Below are 1,365 nucleotides of genomic sequence, written 5' to 3'. Positions count from 1 at the left end.
GCCGGAGTTGAAGTTTGTTGTTCATTTAGAAAACAATCAGTCGGCCGGGGTTTTAGGCCCCGGGTTTTCTTTTAGTTTGTCAGTTCTGTCGATGGCCGGGCTGCCGCCTTTGCTGGGATTTTTCGCTAAATATTTTTTATTTTTAGAAATATTTAAAACTAATTATTACGGGCTATTTGTTGTACTGGCGCTAGCCAGTGTTGTTAGTTCCTTTTATTATTTATTGATGTTCATTACTTCCGTATCCAATTTGAGCGTTTCTGAAAGCTCTAGCCCGTTTGAGTACTTTTTGTATAGCGGGGAAGAGGAGACCGAAAATGAGTACGGCGAGGCGCTTATGGCGCCGTCGTGAGCTATTATTGGGTCTTTTGCTGGCGTAATTTTTTACGCCCCCTTAATTTTCTATGCAATAACTATTTTTTCCTCGGTGGACAGATTACTACTGAGTCTTGTATCATAATTAAATTTCATTTGACCTTACGATTCCATTTTACTACTAAAAATACGACTATTACGAATGATATCAAAAAAAGCACTTTTGTTGGTACTGGGTATTGCCAAGTAAAACATAATGACAAATAAACTAACGTTGAATAACTTGAGGAGTTTCACTTCGAGATGGTTATACTCAACTAATCACAAGGATATAGGAATTCTGTATTTTTTTTTTTGGGATTTTTGCTAGCGTAATTGGTACCGCACTTTCTTATATAATGCGCCTTGAGCTTTCTGCGCCGGGCAACTGTGTTTTGATGGGGAATCACCAACTTTATAACGTGGCGTTAACGTCGCATGCTTTTATTATGATATTTTTTATGGTTATGCCCACTCTGATAGGTGGTTTTGGTAATTGGTTTGTTCCAACGCTTATTGGAGCTCCCGATATGGCGTTTCCTAGGCTGAATAATCTTAGTTTTTGATTATTGCCGCCATCATTGCTATTGTTGTTGCTTTCTAGCTATGTTGAAGTTGGGCCCGGTACCGGTTGAACTGTTTACCCGCCGTTGAGTGGGTGCATTTCGCATTCGGGCCCTTCTGTTGATATGGCTATATTTAGCTTGCATCTAGCTGGCGCTTCCTCGATTTTGGGCGCCATTAATTTTATTACTACTATAATTAATATGCGCGCGATAGGTTTAACTATGAGAAGATTGCCTTTATTCGTTTGAACTATCTTCATTACCGCTATTTTATTGTTGTTATCATTACCAGTTTTAGCCGGTGCTATTACTATGCTTTTAACCGATAGAAACTTCAATACTGTTTTTTTTGATTATATGGCGGGCGGCGACCCTATTCTGTATCAACATTTATTTTGGTTTTTTGGGCACCCAGAAGTGTCCATATCAATTTTACCTGGATTCG

The 1,365-nt window shown here is 39.0% G+C and carries 2 pseudogenes; both read left to right on the top strand.

Annotated features, from left to right (window positions below):
- Window positions 1–352, top strand: a pseudogene (locus ACQR30_RS00350) (hypothetical protein); the annotation flags it as partial.
- A 361-nt stretch (window positions 353–713) separates the two neighbouring features.
- A pseudogene (locus ACQR30_RS00345) lies at window positions 714–1,365 on the top strand (cbb3-type cytochrome c oxidase subunit I); the annotation flags it as partial.

The organism is Arachidicoccus sp. (assembly GCF_050436765.1).
Lineage (GTDB): Bacteria > Bacteroidota > Bacteroidia > Chitinophagales > Chitinophagaceae > Arachidicoccus.
The sequence above is the reverse complement of the archived record's forward strand: the minus strand, read 5'-3'. Positions and strand labels throughout refer to the sequence as shown.